At 68.3% G+C, this 18,142-nt stretch carries 23 protein-coding genes and 1 tRNA gene; 7 read left to right on the forward strand and 17 right to left on the reverse strand.

Annotation, left to right across the window (positions count from 1 at the left end; all coding sequences use genetic code 11):
* The first annotated feature begins 87 nt into the window (after positions 1-87).
* On the forward strand, positions 88-1,068 hold the full coding sequence (locus JNUCC0626_RS37605; RefSeq protein ID WP_394615433.1) for a malate dehydrogenase: 981 nt from the start codon (positions 88-90) through the stop codon (positions 1,066-1,068).
* Positions 1,069-1,088: 20 nt separating this feature from the next.
* On the forward strand, positions 1,089-1,901 hold the full coding sequence (locus tag JNUCC0626_RS37610; protein ID WP_394615434.1) for an inositol monophosphatase family protein: 813 nt from the start codon (positions 1,089-1,091) through the stop codon (positions 1,899-1,901).
* On the opposite strand, the gene JNUCC0626_RS37615 is transcribed toward JNUCC0626_RS37610, so the two are convergent.
* The 9 genes from JNUCC0626_RS37615 to JNUCC0626_RS37655 all read right to left on the reverse strand — a co-directional run bounded on the left by JNUCC0626_RS37615 (position 1,898) and on the right by JNUCC0626_RS37655 (position 9,312).
* Positions 1,898-2,089 (reverse strand): DUF1918 domain-containing protein, encoded by a 192-nt coding sequence (locus JNUCC0626_RS37615; protein WP_330853138.1) that lies wholly within the window; start codon positions 2,087-2,089, stop codon positions 1,898-1,900. The genes JNUCC0626_RS37610 and JNUCC0626_RS37615 overlap by 4 nt on opposite strands.
* Before the next feature lie 83 nt (positions 2,090-2,172).
* Positions 2,173-2,520, reverse strand: coding sequence for a hypothetical protein (locus JNUCC0626_RS37620; protein ID WP_285643238.1), 348 nt, complete (start codon positions 2,518-2,520; stop codon positions 2,173-2,175).
* Between the two features lie 44 nt (positions 2,521-2,564).
* A complete protein-coding gene (locus JNUCC0626_RS37625; protein WP_394615435.1) occupies positions 2,565-3,536 on the reverse strand; it encodes an ABC transporter ATP-binding protein in 972 nt (323 codons plus the stop codon).
* Entirely contained in the window at positions 3,533-4,330 is a 798-nt protein-coding gene (locus JNUCC0626_RS37630) for an ABC transporter permease (RefSeq protein WP_394615436.1), read from the reverse strand. Before JNUCC0626_RS37630 ends, JNUCC0626_RS37625 begins: the two co-directional genes overlap by 4 nt.
* The gene (locus JNUCC0626_RS37635) at positions 4,323-5,033 is read right to left on the reverse strand and encodes an ABC transporter permease (RefSeq protein WP_394615437.1); all 711 of its coding nucleotides are present in this window, start codon (positions 5,031-5,033) and stop codon (positions 4,323-4,325) included. The genes JNUCC0626_RS37630 and JNUCC0626_RS37635 overlap by 8 nt, the downstream gene beginning before the upstream one ends.
* A gap of 112 nt (positions 5,034-5,145) precedes the next feature.
* A complete protein-coding gene (locus JNUCC0626_RS37640; RefSeq protein WP_394615438.1) occupies positions 5,146-6,522 on the reverse strand; it encodes a serine/threonine-protein kinase in 1,377 nt (458 codons plus the stop codon).
* A gap of 37 nt (positions 6,523-6,559) precedes the next feature.
* Positions 6,560-7,483 carry a hypothetical protein gene (locus tag JNUCC0626_RS37645; RefSeq protein ID WP_394615439.1) on the reverse strand — a complete coding sequence of 308 codons (924 nt, stop codon included), beginning with the start codon at positions 7,481-7,483 and terminating at the stop codon, positions 6,560-6,562.
* Positions 7,484-7,575: 92 nt separating this feature from the next.
* Positions 7,576-8,142: an HhH-GPD-type base excision DNA repair protein gene (locus tag JNUCC0626_RS37650; protein WP_394615440.1), complete on the reverse strand. Its 567-nt coding sequence runs from the start codon at positions 8,140-8,142 to the stop codon at positions 7,576-7,578.
* 54 nt (positions 8,143-8,196) lie between these two features.
* On the reverse strand, positions 8,197-9,312 hold the full coding sequence (locus JNUCC0626_RS37655; protein WP_394615441.1) for a J domain-containing protein: 1,116 nt from the start codon (positions 9,310-9,312) through the stop codon (positions 8,197-8,199).
* A 105-nt stretch (positions 9,313-9,417) separates the two neighbouring features.
* On the opposite strand from JNUCC0626_RS37655, the gene JNUCC0626_RS37660 reads away from it, so the two are divergent.
* The 3 genes from JNUCC0626_RS37660 (at position 9,418) to JNUCC0626_RS37670 (ending at position 10,236) form a co-directional block, all read left to right on the forward strand.
* Positions 9,418-9,491, forward strand: a tRNA-Pro gene (locus JNUCC0626_RS37660).
* A gap of 93 nt (positions 9,492-9,584) precedes the next feature.
* Entirely contained in the window at positions 9,585-9,989 is a 405-nt protein-coding gene (locus tag JNUCC0626_RS37665; RefSeq protein WP_394615442.1) for an MmcQ/YjbR family DNA-binding protein, read from the forward strand.
* A complete protein-coding gene (locus JNUCC0626_RS37670; protein WP_030478439.1) occupies positions 9,976-10,236 on the forward strand; it encodes a hypothetical protein in 261 nt (86 codons plus the stop codon). Before JNUCC0626_RS37665 ends, JNUCC0626_RS37670 begins: the two co-directional genes overlap by 14 nt.
* Here the strand turns inward: JNUCC0626_RS37670 and JNUCC0626_RS37675 are convergent.
* The gene (locus JNUCC0626_RS37675; RefSeq protein WP_394615443.1) at positions 10,233-10,847 is read right to left on the reverse strand and encodes a TetR/AcrR family transcriptional regulator; all 615 of its coding nucleotides are present in this window, start codon (positions 10,845-10,847) and stop codon (positions 10,233-10,235) included. The two genes, JNUCC0626_RS37670 and JNUCC0626_RS37675, sit on opposite strands and share 4 nt — an antisense overlap.
* A 60-nt stretch (positions 10,848-10,907) precedes the next feature.
* On the opposite strand from JNUCC0626_RS37675, the gene JNUCC0626_RS37680 reads away from it, so the two are divergent.
* Positions 10,908-11,243 carry a nitroreductase/quinone reductase family protein gene (locus tag JNUCC0626_RS37680; protein ID WP_394615444.1) on the forward strand — a complete coding sequence of 112 codons (336 nt, stop codon included), beginning with the start codon at positions 10,908-10,910 and terminating at the stop codon, positions 11,241-11,243.
* A 5-nt stretch (positions 11,244-11,248) separates the two neighbouring features.
* Here the strand turns inward: JNUCC0626_RS37680 and JNUCC0626_RS37685 are convergent, their stop codons facing one another.
* Genes JNUCC0626_RS37685 through JNUCC0626_RS37695 form a run of 3 tightly spaced genes read right to left on the reverse strand, consistent with a single transcriptional unit; the run spans position 11,249 to position 13,349 of the window.
* Positions 11,249-11,833, reverse strand: coding sequence for an ABC transporter permease (locus JNUCC0626_RS37685; RefSeq protein WP_394615445.1), 585 nt, complete (start codon positions 11,831-11,833; stop codon positions 11,249-11,251).
* Positions 11,830-12,303, reverse strand: a complete 474-nt coding sequence (locus JNUCC0626_RS37690) for a TetR/AcrR family transcriptional regulator (RefSeq protein WP_394615446.1) — start codon at positions 12,301-12,303, stop codon at positions 11,830-11,832. The genes JNUCC0626_RS37685 and JNUCC0626_RS37690 overlap by 4 nt, the downstream gene beginning before the upstream one ends.
* On the reverse strand, positions 12,300-13,349 hold the full coding sequence (locus JNUCC0626_RS37695) for a medium chain dehydrogenase/reductase family protein (RefSeq protein WP_394615447.1): 1,050 nt from the start codon (positions 13,347-13,349) through the stop codon (positions 12,300-12,302). The genes JNUCC0626_RS37690 and JNUCC0626_RS37695 overlap by 4 nt, the downstream gene beginning before the upstream one ends.
* Positions 13,350-13,455: 106 nt before the next feature.
* Between JNUCC0626_RS37695 and JNUCC0626_RS37700 the strand changes: the two genes are divergently transcribed.
* Complete coding sequence (locus tag JNUCC0626_RS37700; protein ID WP_394615448.1) at positions 13,456-14,082, forward strand: TetR/AcrR family transcriptional regulator; 627 nt, start codon at positions 13,456-13,458, stop codon at positions 14,080-14,082.
* 163 nt (positions 14,083-14,245) lie between these two features.
* On the opposite strand, the gene JNUCC0626_RS37705 is transcribed toward JNUCC0626_RS37700, so the two are convergent.
* The 4 genes from JNUCC0626_RS37705 to JNUCC0626_RS37720 form a co-directional block, all read right to left on the reverse strand.
* A complete protein-coding gene (locus tag JNUCC0626_RS37705; RefSeq protein WP_382438807.1) occupies positions 14,246-15,190 on the reverse strand; it encodes a ribose-phosphate diphosphokinase in 945 nt (314 codons plus the stop codon).
* Positions 15,191-15,200: 10 nt separating this feature from the next.
* Positions 15,201-15,683 carry a hypothetical protein gene (locus tag JNUCC0626_RS37710; RefSeq protein ID WP_394615449.1) on the reverse strand — a complete coding sequence of 161 codons (483 nt, stop codon included), beginning with the start codon at positions 15,681-15,683 and terminating at the stop codon, positions 15,201-15,203.
* Complete coding sequence (locus JNUCC0626_RS37715; protein ID WP_394615450.1) at positions 15,680-17,191, reverse strand: PHP domain-containing protein; 1,512 nt, start codon at positions 17,189-17,191, stop codon at positions 15,680-15,682. The genes JNUCC0626_RS37710 and JNUCC0626_RS37715 overlap by 4 nt, the downstream gene beginning before the upstream one ends.
* 77 nt (positions 17,192-17,268) lie before the next feature.
* On the reverse strand, positions 17,269-18,075 hold the full coding sequence (locus JNUCC0626_RS37720; protein WP_394615451.1) for a metal-dependent hydrolase: 807 nt from the start codon (positions 18,073-18,075) through the stop codon (positions 17,269-17,271).
* Positions 18,076-18,142 lie beyond the last annotated feature (67 nt).

Consider the following 18,142-nt stretch of genomic DNA (forward strand, 5'->3'; position numbering starts at 1 on the left):
TCTGCCACCGGCCACGTGTTGGTAACGTGCGGGTCGCCGGGCGACCTGCCCGACGTCAACGAGGACGATCGTCATTCGGGAAGGCTCATGACCCGCACGCCCGTGAACGTCACTGTCACCGGTGCCGCCGGCCAGATCGGCTACGCACTGCTGTTCCGCATCGCTTCCGGCCACCTGCTCGGCCCGGACACCCCGGTCAACCTGCGGCTGCTGGAGATCACGCCGGCGCTGAAGGCCGCCGAGGGCACCGCGATGGAGCTCGACGACTGCGCCTTCCCGCTGCTCAAGGGAATCACGATCACCGACGACGCGAAGACCGCGTTCGACGGCGTGAACGTGGCCCTGCTCGTCGGCGCCCGCCCCCGCACCAAGGGCATGGAGCGCGGCGACCTGCTCGAGGCCAACGGTGGCATCTTCAAGCCGCAGGGCGAGGCGATCAACGCCGGCGCCGCTGACGACGTGAAGGTCCTCGTGGTCGGCAACCCGGCCAACACCAACGCCCTCATCGCCCAGCAGCACGCGCCGGACGTTCCGCGCGAGCGCTTCACCGCGATGACGCGTCTGGACCACAACCGCGCTCTCTCGCAGCTCGCGAAGAAGCTCGGCGTCGCGGTCACCGACATCGAGAACATGACGATCTGGGGCAACCACTCGGCCACCCAGTACCCGGACCTGTTCCACGCCAAGGTCGGTGGCAAGACCGCCGCCGAGGCCGTGAACGACCAGGCGTGGCTCGAGAACGACTTCATCCCGACCGTCGCCAAGCGCGGCGCGGCGATCATCGAGGCCCGTGGCGCTTCGTCGGCTGCTTCGGCCGCCAACGCCGCCATCGACCACATCTACGACTGGGTCAACGGCACCGAGTGGACCTCGATGGCCATCCCGTCGGACGGCTCGTACGGCGTGCCCGAGGGCATCATCTCGTCGTTCCCGGTCAAGTGCGCGGACGGCAAGTACGAGATCATCCAGGGCCTGGAGATCGACGAGTTCTCCCGCGGCCGCATCGACGCCTCGGTCGCCGAGCTCGTCGAGGAGCGCGACGCGGTCAAGGGTCTCGGCCTGATCTAAATCGTGGCAGTGTGGGGCACGTGCGCATTCCATGGGACGTGCCCCAGCCACAGCTTTCCGATGACGTGCATCCTGCGCTCGCTGACGCCGCCCGTGCGGCGTCGGCGGCGTACGGACGCGCCCGATCTCTGCACACGCGTCTGGAACTCCGCGAGGAAGTCGCGGACGGCGCCGACGGAACACCGACGATGCGCGTCGACCGCATCGTCGAGGACGCGATCCTGGAGTCCATCCACCGCAATCGCGTGAACCTGCTCTCCGAAGAGGCGGGATTCGTCGACAACGGCTCGTCCATCACCCTGGTCATCGACCCGGTCGACGGGTCCGCGAACGCCGCGTTCGGCGTTCCTCTCTCTTGCTTCGCCGGTGCGCTCGTGGAAGACGGCACCGCGAAGGAAGCCCTCACGACGTGGTTCGACACGGGCCGTGCGTGGCACGCGCGCGCAGGAGTGCCGACGTCGTTCCGCACCACCGGACGCACCACTTTGGACGGCGCGTCGGTGTGCTTGATGCGCCCCAAGACAGGCACTCAGGACGCGTGGCTGCGCGTCGCGAACCGGGCCGACCGGATCCGCGTGCTGTGCACGACCTGCCTGGAGACCATGCTCGTCGCGGAGGGCACGGTCGACGCGTTCATCGACCCCGGCAGTGACACGCACCGGATCATGGACCTCGCGACGGCGCTGGTCACCGTCCCCGCGGCGGGCGGGGTGCTGGTCGACCTGCACGGGCGGCCGTTCACGTTCGAACCCGACCTGACCCACCGGTGGTCGGGGGTGGCGGCCGCGACTCCTCAGCTGGCCGAGGAGCTCATCGCGACCGTCCTCGGTTAGACCGTCCCCCTGGACTCGACGACGCAGTCGGGCCCGGGGAACACCAGCCCTTCGTGCCCGTCGTTGAACCTGACGAGGTAGGGCGGGTGTCCGTCGCTCCCGCGGACTTCGAGGATCTCGCCGAGGCGCTCCTCGAGTCCGATGGAACGGCTGTGGACGTGGAGCCTGTCACCCACTGTGGCTTGCATGGGCTGCGACACCTCCGGTGTGCGGCTTGAGGTAGGCCTAAAGCCTAGGCCGCCGCCGGAGGTGCGCAACAGGGCTCAAGTGCTCATCCGCCGCAAGCCGAGGAGACCTTCGCGACGAGGTCCGCCTTCTGCTGCACCCAGTCCGCCGCCGAGCTGACGTTCTGCATGCCGTTCGCGGCCTCTTCGAGCGCCTTCTTCACCTGCTCGTCCGGCGCGGAGCCCGCGAGGGTCTCCAACTCCTTCGCCTTGGCCTGAGTCTCCTCCAGAGCCTTCTGGGGGTCGCTCATGTCCGGCGAGAAGCCCACGAGCTGGATCGCGTCGGCGCACAGCTTCACCTTGTCCGCGGTGTCGCTGACGCCCTGGATCGTGTCGCAGGCCGTGAGGCTGCCCAGCGCGAGGGCAACCGCTGCCAGCGTTCCAACAAGGCGCATTCGCTCTCCTATGCCCGATGTGTCCGGTTTCGTTGTATACAACTCTACCGAGTAACTGGTTGATCGAGTTGGCGTTGGTAGAGCTTGCGGATGACGTCGTCGATTTCCGGCTCCACGACGGCGAGGTCGTGGACCTCCACCTGCCGCACCACCTGGGTGATCAACTGGGCCGCCGTCGTCTCCGCTCTCCTGAACGTGAGGTGGTGGCGCAATCCGTTCGCCTCGCTGCGCACCGCCGTTACTCCAGGGACGTCCGGCGCCGGTCCGGGTTCACTCAGGTCGATGACCAGCACTCTCTCCGGGGTGACCTCGGCCCGCAGGTCGTCGAGCGGACCGTCGGCGAGCACCCGGCCGTGGTCGATCACCATCAGCCGCGGGCAGAGGCGTTCGATATCGTCCAGGTCGTGCGTGGTGAGCAGCAACGTCGTGCCGCGGCGGGTGTTGAGGTCCGCGAGGAACTCCCGCAGGCGTTCCTTCGACTCGAGGTCCAGGCCGATCGTCGGCTCGTCCAGCACCAGGAGTTCCGGGGCGTGCAGCAACGCGGCGGTGATCTCGCCGCGCATCCGTTGCCCCAGCGAGAGCTGCCGCACCGGGGTGATCAGAAGCTCTTGCAGGCCAAGGAGTTCGACGCACTCGTCGAGCCTCTTGCGGTAGTCCTCCGCGGACACCCGGTAGATGGACCTGAGCAGGTCGAAGCTGTCCTTCAACGGCAGGTCCCACCAGAGCTGGCTGCGCTGGCCGAACACGACGCCGATGCGTTTGGCGAGATCACGCCGTTGCCGCGACGGGTCGACGCCGTGCACCTTGATGTGGCCGCTCGACGGCACCAGGATCCCGGTCAGCATCTTGATCGTCGTGGACTTGCCGGCGCCGTTCGGCCCGACGTACCCGACGGCCTCGCCCGCCTGCACGTCGAACGTGACGCCGTCGACCGCGGTGACCGTCTTGTAGTTGCGCCGCAGGCCTTTCGACGTGGCGACCTTGAACTCCCTGCGGAGCTCCCTGACCTCGATCATGATCCCGTCCCCCGGTAGTGCCTGACCGCGAACCGCCACACCAGCGCGGCGACCCCCGCCGCCAGCGCCGCGACGAGCGGTGATGTCCAGCCGACCCAGCCCGGCAGGCCGATCGGATCTTGCTTCTCGAGCAGCGCGAGGCTCGGGTAGTACGCGACGAACGCCCCCGGCACGATGAACGCCATCACCCAGCGCAGCGGCCGGGAGTAGACGTTGATCGGATACGACGTGAAGGCGTTGCTGCCGTAGGTGACCGCGTTCGCGAACTCGCGGCCCTCGACGATCCAGAAGCAGATCGAGCAGGCCACCACCCACACCGCGCTGTAGATGACCGCGCCCGCGATCGGCGTGAGCACGGTGAGCAGCACCTTGGCCGGCGACCACGCGACGTCGACGTGCGCGAGCGCGTAGAACAGCACCGCGAGCGCGCCGCTGATGCGCCCGATCCTGCGCAGTCGGATGTCGGAGCACATGATCTGCGGCAACAGCCGGAGCGGCCGCATCAGCAGCACGTCGAAGCTGCCGGTGCGGATGTAGGTCGGCAGGTTGTCGAGCTGCCCCGCGAACAGGTCGGCGACGCCGAACGCCGCCCCCGCGAACGCGTACATCAGCAGCACCTCGTTCTTCGAGAAGCCGCCGAGCGCGTCGATCTGGGTGAACAAAATCAGGATGACGATCAGCTCGTAGCCCTGGGCCAGCACCTGCGTCACGAAGTCCATCGCGAACGACGCCCGGTACGACATCTGGCTCTTCAGGCGCGCGCCGATCAGCCTGGGGTAGATGGTCTCAGCCACCCTGCAGCACCACCTTCCGCACGGCGCGGCTCAGCGCGAACTGGCCGATCGCGATGATCGCCACGGCCCAGAACGCCTGCAGCGCAAGGATCCTGGCCGGGTTGCCGTGCCCGAGGAACACGTCGATCGGTGCCTGCAGGATCGCCGGGAACGGCGTCAGCCAGAGCACCTCGCGCGCCCACTCCGGGAAGAACGAGATGGGCACCGTCAGGCCGCACAGCAGGCCCGACGAGACGTTCCAGAACCCGTACAGCCCCCGGTTGTCGAGCAACCAGAACGAGCTGATGTCGATGAGGAACCGGAAGCCGAAGCTGATCACCAGTGCGATGAGCGCGCTGAGGGCGAACAACGGCCACTGGACCGCGTTCTGCGGGAACTGGAACGGGAAAAGCACCATGCCGAACACCATCGGCGGCACGAGACGCGTCATCAGCGCGTACCCGCTCCGCCCGACGTCCTCCGCGAGGAGGGCGCCTTGCAGGTTCCACGGCCTGTACAGATCTACTACTACGTCACCGGATCGCACTCGCTCGGCGAGCTCGTTGGTTCCCCACAACAGGACGAACCCGAGCAGCCCCTGCCCGATCCAGACGTACGTGTTGGCGGCAGCGACGTCGTAGTCGGCGATCTCGCCGTTCGCCGCTTTGAGAGCGGCGACGAGAACGGCGACCCGCAGCAGGCCGAAGACCACGTTCGTGGTCATTCCGGCCAGCATCGCTTGTCGGTAGGTCGAATACCTTCGGAAGCCGGCAATGATCAAATCGGCGTGAACACGCACGTCGGTCTACGTTAGTGACCGTCGCAAGTGGATTTTCTCAGCTCCCGAACGCGCTGGTGACGACCTCGCCCGCCTCCGGCTGCGACGCGAGGCAGAGGAAGTAGTTGCGGCTGCCGTCCTTGAACCCGACGGCGCTCATCTCCCAGCCGGTCGTGTCCACGGTCGGCCGCGAGTTGGCCTTCATCACCGCGGCCGTGCAGACGTCCTTCAGCTCGGGTGACGCCATCAGCTCGTCCGAGTCGACCGCCGGGATCTCGCCGGAGAGCCAGCCGCCGGCGAACGCCTCCCAGTAGTGCAGGTCGGAGCAGCTGCTGACCTTGCGCGCGACCGCAGGCATGCCGCCGATGTTCGTGATCCCGCGGAAGCAGGTCGACGTCTCGATGCAGAACCCGGAGTCGCACTTCTTGAGGTACGGCGGGAGGTCCTCGGCACCGCCCTGCTGCGTGGTCGACGGCCCGGCACCCTGCGCGTTCGTCTTCTGGTCTCCGCCGAAGGGGTTCCAGATGAGCACGCCCGCCACGATCACGGCGGTGAGCCCGGCGGCGGCCGCTACCAGTGGCCACGTCTTCCGCTTGGGCGGCGGCGGAACCGGCACCGTCGGCATCCGCATCGGGTCCACCAGCTCGTCCCGCAGCTGCGCGGCACTGGGCGTGCGCAGGTTGGCGTCCGGGTGCAGCGCCCGCGCCAAAGCCTCGTGCAACGCGGCGGGCACCCCCGGCACCGCGGGCACGGGCCGGCGCAGGATCTCGCCGAGCTGGTCGAACGACGTGATCGGCCACGGCACCGGCCGCGGCGGCTTGCCCGCGAGCAACGTGTAGAGCGTGGCGGCGAGGCTGTAGACGTCCGCCTGCGGCGTCGGGTCGGCCATCGCGAACGCCTCGGGCGGCGCGTAACTCGGGCTCAGGGCGTCCCGCGTGACCGTGCTGCCGCCCTGCGCGTCGAGCAACGCCGCGAGCCCGAAGTCCGCGAGCTTCGGCGTCCCGTACCGGTCGACGAGGATGTTGCCGGGCTTGATGTCCCGGTGCAGCACCCCGGCCTGATGCGCGGCCGCCAGCGCGTCCGCCAGCTTGATGCCGAGATCCCGCACCTGATCGGGGTGCAACGGCCCGTTGTTGTCGAGCTGGTCGGCGAGCGACCCGCCCGTGCACAGCTCCATGACGATGTACGGCGTGCCCTGCGCGGTGATGTTCGCGTCGTGCACCCCGACGACGTGCGGATGCCCCGACAACTTGGCCGCGGCCTGCGCCTCTCGCAGGAACCGCCGCCGGTCCCGTTCGTCGACGAGAACCCGGTTGTCGATCTTCACGGCCACGTCGCGCCCGAGTTGTGCCTGGTGAGCGGTGTACACCGTGGCGAACCCGCCCGCTCCCAGCGGTCTCAGAGCGGTCAGGCCGGGAATGTGGGGTGCGGTCACGCGGCGCAGCTTAGTTCCGCACCCCGACACTTTTCCGCTAGGCCGTGCAGTTCAACGAGCCCGTGTGCAGGGCGTGACTCTTGGTGTTGTCGTCGTCCGTCCACAACACCGTCTTCTTGCCGTTGACGCACGTCGGCGCGATGGCAAAGCCTTCGAGGTTCACGTTCGGCAACTTGGACGGCCGGTCGTAAGTCGCCTTGACCTGGAACTTGCCGTTCGTGATGGCGAGGGTCGTGGCCCGCCCGCTGCAGTTGTCGTCGCAGCCGGCCCAGAGCCTGTCGTTCTCCCACTCCAGGTCCATGACCTGCTTCTGCCCACTGGCGAACTTGGCGACCAGCTTCGCCCCGGTGTCCTGCAAGGCGTAGAGGAAGATCCCACCCGTCGCCTCCAGCCCGACCGCGAAGAGCCCGGTCCCGTGGCTCGGGTAGTCAGCAGGGTTGTAGACCTTGCCGGCGTCGTCCTTGAACCCCTGCGCCGTCAGGAACGAGTCGGGAATCCAGGAGATCCCCTCGGGCCCTTCGTTGGGCTCCACCGAAGGCATCCCCGGCAACTTCCACTCGGTGGTGGTGGAGTTGCTCCCGATCTTGAGCACCATCGGCGAACTGACGTCCCCGTTGTCGTTGTCCCGCTCGCTGACGACGAACAACCCGTCCGGCGTGCTCACGACGCCTTCGGCGTCCGGGTCACCCTTGCCGTTGCGGAACTTCAGCGACCGCTTGGACTCGACCTTCCACGCACTCCCGTTCGGCACCAGCCGGTACAGCGTCGAGGGCCCGTTCTTCACGGCCCACACCACGCCCTGGCTCTCGAACGACACCCCGCTGAGGTTCTTGCCGAACACGTTCGACCCGTCAGCCGTCTGCGTGGCCGCAGCACCAGGCCACGCCGTAGCGGCGTCGGCGGTGTTGACGGTCAGTCCCAGCGTGAGGACCGTGAGGACACCAATCGTCTTGATGCGCAACGGAAACGCCCCTTCTCTCCCGAAGCGCTCAAGATCGCACTCCGGTCTGGCAGGCGGCGTTCGACCAGTGGACCAGACGATGAACTTCCTGGCTACTTCTTGGCGGCGGCCTTCGCGGCCTTCTTGAAGTCGCGCACCTCGAGCAACGACTTCGAATCGCGCACGTCAGCCACGCTACGTCGACTTCCTTCGTCCCCGTAGCTCCCCGCAGCCGCCCGCCACCCCTCCGGCGTGACCTCGAACTGCTTGCCCAAAAGGGCGAGGAAGATCTTGGCCTTCTGCTCCCCGAACCCGGGCAACGCCTTGAGCCGCTTGAACACCGCGGCGCCGTCCCCGTCGGCCCAGATCTTCGTGACGTCCCCGTCGTACGTCTCGACCACGAACTGCGCCATCGCCTGCACCCGCTTGGCCATGCTGCCGGGGAACCGGTGCACGGCGGGCGGCGTGGCCATGATCGAGGCGAACGCTTCGGGGTCGGCCTCGGCGATGCGGTGGACGTCCAGCCCGCCCATGCGGTCGGCGAGGACCTTGGGACCGGAGAAGGCCTTCTCCATCGGGATCTGCTGGTCCAGTAGCATCCCGGTCAACAGGGCGAACATGTCCGACGCGAGGAGTGCGTCCGCGTCGGGGTTCTGCGCGAGGCACACCGTGCGGGTCATGCGGGAATGGTGTCACGCGGAGCCGACCGGCACGAATTCTGGTGCGAGGAGCGCTCAGGCCCCGGCCACCCGCACCTCGGACACCACCTGCCGCACCAGCACCCGCAACGCCTCCCGGTCCACCGTCGCCGGATCATCGGCCAGCCAGTCGCCCATCTCGTCGACGAACTGCTCCGGCGTCATCGGCGGCACCTCGTAGTCGAGGTCGTCGTCGCACGTGACCTCGCCGGCCCGGCTCGGGTAGACGATCACGGCGCCGCGGATCTCCAGCCACGGCAGCAACTCGGCGAACCGCTCCACGCTGTCGAGCAGCGACGAGGAGCCGCCGCGGAACGGGTGGCCGTTGCGCCACAGTTCGCCGTCCTCGTCGCAGTAGTAGTGGCCGGGGAGCCACGACTTCGACTCGATGAGGACCAGGCGGCGGCCGCACAGCAGGGCGTGGTCGACGTCGGTGAAGACGGAGCCTGGCCAGGCGAGGCCGTGGAAGATGCGCACGCCCGGTAGTTGGGTCATGTACTCCGTGAGCAATCCGGCGGTCAGCCGTTCGCGTCTGTTTTCACCCGGACGGCCGAAGATGGTGTTCCCGTCGTACTCGCCCGCGAACGCCCGTTCGGCTCGGAAGACGGCCAGGTAGCGGCGCACCAGTCGGAACGCCCCGTAACCGGCGCCCGCGACGAGCGGTAGCCAGACGGCCAGCAGGAGGGGGGAGAGGGGGAGCGTCAACGGGATGAGCAGGACGAACCACCCACCGATCGCGGCCGCCGCGGGGGCGTGGCCGAGGCCGGTGGCGGGGACGTAGCGGACGCGCGCGCCCAGGTCGATGCGGTTCCACCACTCCATCGAGCCCAGGTCGACTCGCGGGCGCGGCGCCATGTAGTTCGGGTCGTCGCCGAAGTCGCGCAGCCTGCCCGGGTGGCCTGTTCGGCGAGGTCGGGGGCGTGCGGCGGGGCGGACGATCGTGGGCCCCGAGGGCGCGGGGCGGTCGTAGTCGGCGCGGCGGACCGGGTCCTTCAGCGTCTCGTAGGCCTCCTGGAGCAAGCGGAAGCTGCCAGACGTCCCACCCGCGTCGGGGTGCATGACCTTGGCGAGAGAGCGGTAGGCCGACTTGATCTCCGAGGCACTGGCGCCCCGGTTGACACCGAGCAACTCGTAGTAGTCGATCCCTGGCACGACACCGTCCAGTTCGAGGTTGGTCCGTGAACCTTATTGGGTCCAACACTTTCGCAGGGCATACGGCCCGGACTTCCCCGACTAGTGTGAAGGGGCGGTGGCAAAGGGGCCTGTAGCGCAGTGGTCGACGCGCCCTCCGGGACGGAGGGAGAACGCCGGTTCGAATCCGGCCGGTCCCGCTCAGAAAAGGGGCTACCGCATTCCCTCGCAACGTCCTTTGTAGACGGTTTACGGGCGGTGCCAAAGCGCGTGAAGTGGCGCAGGATGGCGGAGTGGACGCACTCGAGCACCTGCGACGTCTCTGCCTCGCCCTCCCCGAGGTGACCGAACGCCTGAGCCACGGCGAGCCCACGTGGTTCGTCCGAGGCAAGAAGACCTTCGTGACGCTGGCCGACCACCACCACGACGACCGCAGCGCGTTCTGGTGCGCGGCGGGCGAGGGCGTCCAGGAAACCCTGATCGCCCAGGCCCCGCAGAACTACTTCCGCCCGCCCTACGTCGGCCACCGCGGCTGGCTCGGCGTGTACCTCGACGTGCCGACGAACTGGGACGTCGTCGCGGACCTCGTCGAGGACGCCTATCGGGTGATCGCCCCGAAGACGCTGGTCGCGCGGCTCGACGTTCGAGTTGCCGACCCGCCTGACCTGCCGCAGTCTTCCGCGCATGGCGACCTGTGACGTCTGTGGCAACGAGTACTGGATGGCCTTCGAGGTGCGCACCGTCGGCGGCGGCGTGCACACGTTCGACAGCTTCGAGTGCGCGATCCAACGGCTTGCGCCGCGCTGCGAGCACTGCGACTGCCGCGTGATCGGGCACGGCGTGGAGGTGGAGGGCAAGTTCTTCTGCTGCGCCCACTGCGCGCGCATGGGCTCGGCGGACCTCGGCGCGATGATCCGCGACACCGTCGGCGCGCATCCCGGCTAGGAGAGCACCAAGTCCAAACTCAGTGGCACGGGCGGCGGCAGAACGTCCGTGCCACTCCGGAACGACTCCAGCAGGTACGCGACCAGTCGGCGCGACGCGGCCATCGCGGCCTCCACCGGCACGCCGGACAACCCGGCGTTGGCCAGCAGCACCAGCGTCAGGTCGTGCGGCGAGAAGTCCGCGCGCAGCTGCCCGCTGTCCTTCGCACGTTGCACCAACGCGCCGAAGTCCTCCCACGTGCGGTCACGCACCTCGGAGTGCAGTTCGGGGAACGACGCTGTGAACGCCGCGGTGAACCCACGGTCAGACGCCTGCAACAAACACACCTTCTCGATCACGGTGGAAAAGCCGCGCCACGGGTCGGGGTCGCGCAACGCGTCGTCGATGACGGCCTGGCACACCGCGAACTGCTCCGCGAAGGCCTCCATGACCAGCGATTCCTTGGTGGGGAAGCGCCGGTACAGGGTGGCGACGCCGACCTGGGCGCGCCGGGCGATCGCGGCCATCGGCACCTCCAGGCCGCGTTCGGCGAACAGGTCGCGGGCGACGGCCAGCACGCGCGCCCGGTTCTCCCGGGCGTCGGCCCGCATCTGAGACGGTTCGGCGGTCACTTCTTCTCACTTCGGCTCAAGTGGAGGGGGTTCTCCACTTACGAGGCTACGGTCGGAACCATGAACTTCAAGAGCCCGATCGTGAACCGCGTCAACAAGCTGATCGTCGGGCTGCGCGACGCGCCGCTGGTCGGGAAGCTGGTGCGCAAGGGGATCACCGTCGTGTCGTACACGGGCCGCAAGTCGGGGCGCACGTTCACCACACCCGTTGGCTACCAACGCAAAGGTGACACCGTGAACATCCAGGTGATGATGCCGGACGCGAAGTCGTGGTGGCGCAACTTCAACGGCGAGGGTGGTCCGCTCACGCTCGAACTCGATGGTGCGCAACGGACCGGACACGCGACATCGCACCGTGACGACAAGGGCCGCGTCACGGTGCGAGTGCAGCTGTAGAAGCTTTACGCGGCAAGGCGTCGGCGCTCCAGGAACGCCGCCACGAGGTACGCGCCGCCGCCGAGCACGGCCAGCACCCCGAAGAACCCGGCGCCGGGGACGAACAGCGTCGCGGCGGCGACCAGCATCAGCCACGTGCCCAGGTTGTAGTGCAGGGCGTTGCCGCGGATCGCGCCCTCGGCGATGTAGATCAGGCCCACGACGATGGTCGAGCCGGCGGGCCACAGCACGGTCTGGAGCTCGGGCTGGTCGAACACCGTGCTCAGGCCCGTCACCGCTAACGCCAGCGCGGTGAAGCCGCTGATCCAGGCCGTGCCCACGAGCTTCTCGGCTCGTCGGCGTGCTTCGGAGGCGACTTTCTGGGCCCGCAGCGACGCGGTCATGGCGAAGGCGGTGCCGACGACGAGACCGAACGCCAGCAACGCGATCGGCAGCCACGACGGCATCACCACGGCGCCGGACTTCGACAGCAGCGCGGCGCCGTGGCCGAAGACGTAGGCGAACGCGAACCCCAGGTAGGCGGCGCGGTTGTCGACCTCGGCGGAAGCCGAAGCGGAAGCGGCGGTGGCGGGCAGGGCGGTGGCGTTCATGACGACTCCTGGCAGACGAGTGAGTGGATCAGGCGTGGTGCGATGACCGTGAACTGCGGTGAGCGGCGGATCGAGGCGCGCTGGTCGGCGAGGCCGTGCAGGCCGAGCCAGAACGTCAAAGCGCGGTCCGGGTCGGAAAGGACCCTGGTGAACAGCCGCAACGCCGAGGCGGAAAGATCGGCCGCCCCGAACATCACGCGGTAGCGGCGGGGGTGCAGGACGGCGAAGTCGAGATAGGCGAGGCCTGCGGCGTAGGCGTCGGATGCGCCGAGAACGGCGGCTTCGAGATCGCGGAAGGCCTCGTGGCACACGGCGAGCAAGATCGCCGGAACATCGGGGAACTGCTGGTAGATCGCGGAGGTCGGCACTCGGGCCGCCCGGGACACGGCCCGCAGCGTCACGGCGTGCTCCGCGTCGATCAGGGCGGTCGCCGCCGCCACGATCTCCTGGCGGCAGCCAGGCCCGGTCACGGCTCCGGGACGATGACGACCTTGCCCAGCACCGTGCGCGACTCGGCCAGCGCGAGCGCCGAACCCGCCTCGGACAACGGGATGCGCGCGGCGATCTGCGCGGTCAGCACACCGGCCTTGACCAGCTGCAACACCTGCGTGAGGTCCTCGGCGAGGCGGGCGCGGAACGCGGCGGGGCGGAAGCGCTTGCCCGCCCAGAAGTTGTAGAAGCCCGCGCGCTTGCCGTTGGGCAGGAAGTTCCACAGCGCGAGCTGACCGAACAGCTTGAGCACCGGCAGCATCGCGTTGCCCGGCTCGTCCTTGGTGGCCGCCGAACCGTAGTTGACCAGCGCACCACCGCGGCGCAGCAGTCGCCACGAGTCGTGCAGCGCGGGCCCACCGACGTGGTCGAACACGGCGTCGACACCCTCGGGCGCCAACTCGCGGATCTTGGCGTACAGGTTCGGGTCGCGGTAGTCGACGGGGATCGCGCCGAGTTCGCGCACCGCGTCGTGGTGGCGGGCGGAGGCCGTGCCGATGACCCTGATCCCGGCGTGGCGGGCGAGCTGCACCAACGTCGACCCGACGCCGCCGTTCGCACCGAGCACGACGATCGTGTCGCCGCGCTTGACCTTCGCGGTCCGGTACATCATCTGCCAGGCCGTGACGCCGTTGACGACGACGGTCTCGGCGGCGGCCGCGTCCACCCCGTCCGGCACCGGCACCAGGTCGGCGGCCTCGACGATCAGGTGGCTCGCCCACCCGCCGACCTTGGTGACCACGGCGAACCGGTGGCCGCGCAGGTCCCGGTCGACGCCCGCGCCGGTCCCGACGACCGTGCCGACCACGTCGTAACCGGGCACGAACGGGAACGCGGGCTGGTCGAAGTACTTGCCGAGGCGCATCTGCTGCTCCGCGAACGAGACGCCCGTGGCGTCCATCCGCAGGACGACCTGACCGGCGCCCGGCGCGGGCAGGTCCCTGACCTGCACCTGCAGGCCGGCGGGCTCGACGACGCCCGGCAGGACGATCTCGGTGGCGCGGGTGACAGCGGTCGTGGCGTTCATGTCCAGCTCCTTGGTTCCGGTTGTGCTTACGGACATAAGCTAACGCCCGTAAGTCTAAGAGCGCAAGGCCTAACACCCATAAACTTTCAGGTGTATGGTTACGGCCGTGACGAACACGGAACCGCGCAGGCGCAACCGCCGGGGTGAGGGTGGGAAACTGCGGGACGAGATCATCGCGGCGGCCGTCGCGCTGCTGGACGAGGGCGGCGACGAACGCGCGGTCACCCTCCGCTCGGTCGCGCGCAAGGCGGGCATCGCGGCCCCGTCGATCTACCCGCACTTCGCCGACCAGCCGTCGATCATGCTGGCCGTCGTTCAGCAGGAGATGGACACGCTCACCGCGGCTCTAAAGGAAGCAGGCGACAACGCACCGCCTGGCGCGCGCGCCCGGCTGTTCGCGGTCTGCAACGCCTATCTGGACTTCGCGCGCGTGCACCCGCAGCGCTACCGGATCATGTTCGGCGGCCTGTGGACGCCGTCGACCGAGGACACCTCGATCACCGACGCCGACCTCGACGCGTTGGGCGTGGAGGCGTTCACGCTGCTGGTGGAGGTGCTGGGCGCGTGCGTAGAAGAAGGCATCGCGCACGGCAGCGATGACCTCTACGGCGACTCCGTGGCGTTGTGGCTGGGCCTGCACGGCCTCGCGCACCAACGGGCCGTGGTGCGCAAGATGCCCGGACCGGCCGACGTCGGTGACCGGCTGATCAGGGCACTCGCGCACCTCAAGTGAGCAGGCCCTGTCCTGCAAGTCCGTCGGGCGACAGTGGCAGCCGAGGGACCCGGAGACGGCACCGCCGCAATGCCCGGATACGCCCGGTATGAGGGCATCGCGGCGGCACCGTCTCCGGGTCGCTCGCCCGCGCCTGTCACCTGACGAACTTGCAGGACAGGGCCTACGGAGCCTCGAACAGGGTCGACACCGACTCGCCGACGTTGATCCGCCGCATCGCCTCGGCCATCGCCGGCGCGATCGACAGCACCTTCAACTTGGGCACCGCCTTCTCGGCCGGGATCGGCACGGTGTTGGTCGCGACGATCTCCAGCACGTCGTCGAACGCCTGCAACCGGTCCAGCGCCCCGGACGAGAACAGCCCGTGCGTGCACGCGACCCGGATCGACCCGGCGCCGCGCTCGCGCAGCTTGTCCAGCAGTTCGATCACCGTCGAGCCCTTGGCGATCTCGTCGTCCAGCACGATCACGTCCCGCCCGGCCACGTCACCGATGACCGTCGAGATCTGCACCTTGTCGTCCGCGAACCGCTGCTTGGCCCCGGCCGCGACCGGCAGCCCGAGGATCCGCGCGAAGTGCGCGGCCTCCTTGGCGTTGCCGAGGTCCGGCGACACCACGACGGTGTTCGTCAGGTCGTACTGCGAGAAGTGCTCGGCCAGTTCGCGCAACGCGTGCAGGTGGTCGACGGGCACCGAGAAGAACCCGTGCACCTGCGGCGAGTGCAACGTCATCGCGAGCACTCTCGACGCGCCCGCGGCCACCATCAGGTCGGCGACCAGGCGGCCGCCGATCGAGATCCGGGGCGCGTCCTTCTTGTCCGAACGCGCGTACGCGTAGTGCGGCAGAACGACGGTCGTGCGCGCGGCGGAGGCACCACGCGCGGCATCGAGCATCAGCAGGAGCTCGACCAGGTGTTCCTGCACCGGCGGCACGAGCGGCTGGATCAGGAACACGTCCCGCTCACGGCAGTTCGCCTGCAACTGCACCTCGAGGCAGTCGTTGGCGAACCGCGTCAGCCGGCTGGGGGAGAGTTCGACACCGAGATGACCACAGATCTCGGCGGCGAGTGAGGGATGGGCAGAACCACTGAAGACAGCGATGTCACGCACACCCGCGAACCTAGTCGATGACCAGCACCAACTTGCCGTCGCGGAAGAACGGCGTGAGGTTCCCGCGCGTGTCGACGGTGTGGGTTCCGCGCGGCAGAACGGCCTCTATGGCCGTGAACGCGAGGATGTCCGACACGCCGTGACGGCCGCGCAACGACCGTTGGCCTTGATAGCGAAGAGCACGCCCCTCGCGGCGGTACTGGTGTGCCTCAGCAGCAGTGGAGGCGCCTACTCGAAGCGCCTCCGGACCTACCTGACGTGCTGAAGACGCACCGCGTACGGCAACGCCGAATCCCTGTGCGACCAGTGAGTTCACCACTGCGTCGGACGGGGGAACTGGCAGGAGGAAGGACATCGCGTAGTGGTCCTCGACCTCGTGCACGACGACCGTTCGGGCCGTCGTCAGCACGGTGTCGTGCAACTCGATCGCGATCTTCTCCGCTTCCCAGCGGTTCTCGTAGCCGGCGTCGATGCCGACGAAGGTGCTGGTCACCTGACCTCCACGAAGATCGGGTTGGTGTAGCACCACAGGTCCTCCCACGGGTTCGCGGCTCCGGGTGTGTCCGCCTGCGGGTCGAACGCGCCGCGGTTGCCGTCGGTTCCGCGCAACCGGAGGAAAAAGGGCTCCCGGACGTTGCGGAACGTGTGCGTGAAGACCGCATAGTGCCAGCGCGGCTCGTAGGATCGCTCGACCTTCACATGTGGCGTGGCCAACGTTTCAGATGATGATCGTCCGGTTACCGCGCCCTTGATGAGGTCCAAACGGCGCAACCTGGGGATGAATCCGGCGCTGTTGGGGCGAGTCGCGAGACGTGCCTTGACCAGCACGGTCACGTCCGAACCGCGACGCACGCGCAGACGGCCGCCCATCGTCTCGGTTCCGCCGGATGCGTAAACGTTGAACTGAAGATCATCGACGAGTCCGCCGTGCGAAACCCACGCCCGTCCGGCTCGCAGACCCTCCATCACGGCACCGCGCGTGCGCCGCGTCGCGCCGACGACGGTCCGCGAGAACTCGCACGGGAAGAAGTCGACGTACGGCGGCAACACCTGAGGCACGGCGCCCTGGACCGCGTCGAGGTGCTTGCCGGTCAGGTCGAACTGGTCGCCGGGCTCCGGCACGCGGACGATCGTGTCGCGCGAGTTGAAGTGCGAGTCCGAGTTCGACGTGATCCACCAGCCGAGCCCCTCGGCCAGCAGTGAGTCCCACACACCGCCGACCTTCGCGGTCATCCAGTCGAAGCCGCCGTAGGTCTTGTAGGCCTCGGGCGGGTAGGGCGCGTAGGAGTTCGAACCGGGGCTGTTCGCGTAGCCGCCGCGATGGCCGCCAGGACCGCGCAACGGGTCGCCGTCGCCCTGCGCGCCGGGCGCACCTTCCATGCCGACAACGATGTCGGGTGCCAGGTCGCGCATGTTCCGCAGCTCGTACGGCGCCACCCGGCCGTTGCGCATCGGGTGGTTCACGACCACCAGCGCGGACTTCATCGTGCCGTTGCGGATCTTGGTCTGGAGGAACCGGATCGCGTCCAGCGCCTTGCGCTCGTTGGCGGGGCTCGACGCCTCCTGCCCGTTGAGCCGCCAGTCGAACTGCCGCTCGAAGTCGCGCAGCACCCCGGCCTCGTCCCGGCAGTCCTCGAAGAACACCGTGGCGTGCTCGGCACCGGGAACGTTCCACTCCATGCCGTGCCACAGCAGCAGCTGCGGGAACTTCTTCCGTGCGCGCTGGAGGTCGGCGGCGGTCGCCTCGACGGAGTGCGCCTCGTGCGACGCGTGGCCGTGGTCGGTCACCACGAGCCAGTCCGTGCCGTGCCGCAACGCACCGCGGATCTGCTGCTCGACGGTGTACATGCCGTCGTACGAGTACTGCGTGTGCGTGTGGTGGTCGCCGGAAAGCCACTGGTACCGGCGATTCGAAGCCGACGCCGTCCCGGTGCCCAGTGCACCGGCCACACCGAGCACGCCGGCTCCCTGCAGGAACCGTCTGCGGGCTACTTCGGACACGGCTGACCTCCACGCACCGGATTGGGGTTCGTGGAGGTTAGAGCGATCGGATGAGCCCCAGGTGGACTGCGAATGAACTAGATCGGAAGGAGGTCGACCCAGCTCAGGAACGGCAGCGCGCCCGTCGCCTGCAACGCCGCGAGTCCCAGCCAGATCGAGAGGACCGTCACGATCGGACCGACGACCGCCATCTCGACGACACCGCCGGTCTTCATCCGCATGATCTTCGGCGGCGCGACCGGGAACCAGGTCTTGCCCATGATCGGGATCGGCCACAGGATCGGGCAGCCCTGCTCGGTGATCGCGTCCCCGATGTAGTGTGCGAAGCACCCGATGCCGACCGCGATCCCGCACGCCGCAGCGGATGCGTCCGTCTGCGAGGTCCACGCGATCATCGCCCAGGTGATCCCCGCCGACACCACGGTGATCCACAGCGCGTCCTGCTTGGGGCACCAGTCGTTCATGATGCCGCGCACGGCGAGACCGGCGAACACGAACATGAGCACCGGCAGCGCCCACTTCTGGCTGTTCTGCACGACCGCGGCGGTGAAGACGGCGGCGAACAACGCGAAGACGAGCGTGTGTGTGAGACCGCGATGTCCGCCGTCTCGCTTGGAATCTCGTTTCAGCCGTGTCGTCCGATAAACGAAGCTGCTCAACGCGTTGATGCCCGCGGACAGCCCGCCGCTCAGTGCTCCGAACGTGCGCGAGATGGTCGAACCGGGATGGTCGAGGTCGGGCAGAAGTGCCGCTCCAGTAGCAAGAACTGCCCCAACGGCCCAGCTCTGCGGCGAGAGCTGGCCGATCGGGTGACTCGACGCGAGTGCGGTGACGGCGCTCCAGGCGAGCAGTCCACTCATCGCATGTGTTGGCCCAGTTGACACTTACGCCCCTTCTAGTGATCACCCGTCGGTGAAAACAGTAGTCGCCGATATCAGGTGCCCGTGCCAG

Source organism: Lentzea sp. JNUCC 0626 (genome assembly GCF_043632865.1).
Taxonomy (GTDB): Bacteria; Actinomycetota; Actinomycetes; order Mycobacteriales; family Pseudonocardiaceae; genus Lentzea.

Coding starts and splice junctions, on each gene's coding strand:
- JNUCC0626_RS37620 (WP_285643238.1), bottom strand. CDS start 2,520: ATGCGCCTTGTTGGAACGCTGGCAGCGGTTGCCCTCGCGCTGGGCAGC.
- JNUCC0626_RS37670 (WP_030478439.1), top strand. CDS start 9,976: ATGGCGACCTGTGACGTCTGTGGCAACGAGTACTGGATGGCCTTCGAG.
- JNUCC0626_RS37615 (WP_330853138.1), bottom strand. CDS start 2,089: ATGCAAGCCACAGTGGGTGACAGGCTCCACGTCCACAGCCGTTCCATC.
- JNUCC0626_RS37625 (WP_394615435.1), bottom strand. CDS start 3,536: ATGATCGAGGTCAGGGAGCTCCGCAGGGAGTTCAAGGTCGCCACGTCG.
- JNUCC0626_RS37635 (WP_394615437.1), bottom strand. CDS start 5,033: ATGACCACGAACGTGGTCTTCGGCCTGCTGCGGGTCGCCGTTCTCGTC.
- JNUCC0626_RS37650 (WP_394615440.1), bottom strand. CDS start 8,142: ATGACCCGCACGGTGTGCCTCGCGCAGAACCCCGACGCGGACGCACTC.
- JNUCC0626_RS37680 (WP_394615444.1), top strand. CDS start 10,908: ATGAACTTCAAGAGCCCGATCGTGAACCGCGTCAACAAGCTGATCGTC.
- JNUCC0626_RS37695 (WP_394615447.1), bottom strand. CDS start 13,349: ATGAACGCCACGACCGCTGTCACCCGCGCCACCGAGATCGTCCTGCCG.
- JNUCC0626_RS37685 (WP_394615445.1), bottom strand. CDS start 11,833: ATGAACGCCACCGCCCTGCCCGCCACCGCCGCTTCCGCTTCGGCTTCC.
- JNUCC0626_RS37605 (WP_394615433.1), top strand. CDS start 88: ATGACCCGCACGCCCGTGAACGTCACTGTCACCGGTGCCGCCGGCCAG.